Genomic DNA, 1,477 nt, shown 5'->3' with positions numbered 1-1,477 from the left:
AAACGGAAAGCGATTAATCCTACCGAAAAAAAGAAAGCGGAAACCATTTCCAAGACAAGTGCTATATAAAGCACCACGCTACCCCCATAAGAAAAGAGCCGCTCACTGTTAAGCGAGCGGCATTAGCTTAAAATAAGCAGGCCTTTTTATGTGTCACATTAGGTAAACGTTAGGGTAAATTGGTCACGGTGACGATAACGCACGAAAATACACCCTGATACAAGCCATTATTGTGCAATGATATTTTTGGCTACTGTAACAGCCCTTTTCGCTCAATTGCGACGCTTAACGATTGATGCAAATTTCCACTTACATTATTGCCAAACTGGGAGTATATTAATTCAGCAGATTCATGGATTTTGAATTGCGACCAATTACTTAGGTCACATTACGAGCAAGGACGACAATGACAAGTTTATCCTCCAGTTTATTATCAGTAGGCATTCTTCTTTCTAGTATGTTTGTCACCCTTGGGGTGATGTTTGTATTGCTGAAACACCGCGACAGCACGGTAAAGCTACCTGTCGACCGCGACCAACTTCAACGAATTCCGGCTTTTGGTTTACAGCAAGAGATACAAGACCTCCAAATCGATTTACTCGCCAGTATGCTAATGGGCGTATTGGTTGTGTGTCTGCCATTTGCTGTTAACAGTATTCAAGCACACATTACCGTCGGAAAATTCCCTTGGATGTTTGCCATAACCTCAATGATCGGATTATCTTATTGTGGTTATAAAACATGGAAAAACTTTTCCAAACTTACCAAATTACGCCTAGGCCACACCGCTGAAATTGCCACTGCCAATGAGTTAATCGGCTTACAAGCTTTGGGTTATCAAGTGTTTCACGACATACAAGCAGACGGCTTTAACATCGACCATTTAGCAATAGGTAAAAATGGCGTATTCGCCATCGAAACCAAAGGCCGCCACAAGCGGCATAAAGACCATAATCAAACTAATCAAAACGGCGGTAAAGGCTTCCAACTTTTTTATAAAGACGGACGCTTATGCTTTCCATCTTGGACTGAAACTAAGCCAATTGAACAAGCCACCCGACAGGCAACATGGGTTAGCCAATGGTTAACTAAAACCACAGGCCAGCCAGTGTTTTCCTGCCCAGTATTAGTCTTCCCCGGCTGGTATGTTACTAGCCAAACAAAACCACCGTTTCCGATTTTAAATCATAAGCAGTTGGTTAAAACCATACCCTCAGTCAGAGCCCAAGCACTCAGCCAACAGCAGGTTGATGCCCAGGGCGAGATCGTGAACGTTTTTCGAACAATTCGACGCACTATTTGACGTTAACATCTCGCTATGATCTTATACTCCCTTTTTTCGGGATCACACCATGCATATTGACCACTTCAAAGAGAATTTCCAAACAATAACAGACCAGCGTCAAGGGGCTAAAGTGACCTATTGCCTTTTTGAGGTACTGTTTGGTTCGCTATGTGCCGTTATCGCAGGCGCTAA

Annotated in this window: 2 protein-coding genes; both read left to right on the top strand. The window is 43.0% G+C overall.

Annotated elements, in window-relative coordinates:
• The first annotated feature begins 406 nt into the window (after positions 1–406).
• Positions 407–1,303 carry a nuclease-related domain-containing protein gene (locus tag IEY48_RS20215; protein ID WP_188923334.1) on the top strand — a complete coding sequence of 299 codons (897 nt, stop codon included), beginning with the start codon at positions 407–409 and terminating at the stop codon, positions 1,301–1,303.
• A 49-nt stretch (positions 1,304–1,352) separates the two neighbouring features.
• A partial coding sequence (locus tag IEY48_RS20210; protein ID WP_188920654.1) for a transposase family protein occupies positions 1,353–1,477 on the top strand: 125 nt, incomplete at its 3' end.

It is taken from the genome of Shewanella saliphila (genome assembly GCF_014648295.1).
Taxonomy (GTDB): Bacteria; Pseudomonadota; Gammaproteobacteria; order Enterobacterales; family Shewanellaceae; genus Shewanella; species Shewanella saliphila.
Note: the sequence above shows the minus strand (reverse complement) of the source record. Positions and strands in the feature narration are given on the sequence as shown.

Bases quoted from the DNA above. Each gene is read 5' to 3' on its own strand.
- IEY48_RS20215 (WP_188923334.1), top strand. From the start codon at position 407: ATGACAAGTTTATCCTCCAGTTTATTATCAGTAGGCATTCTTCTTTCT.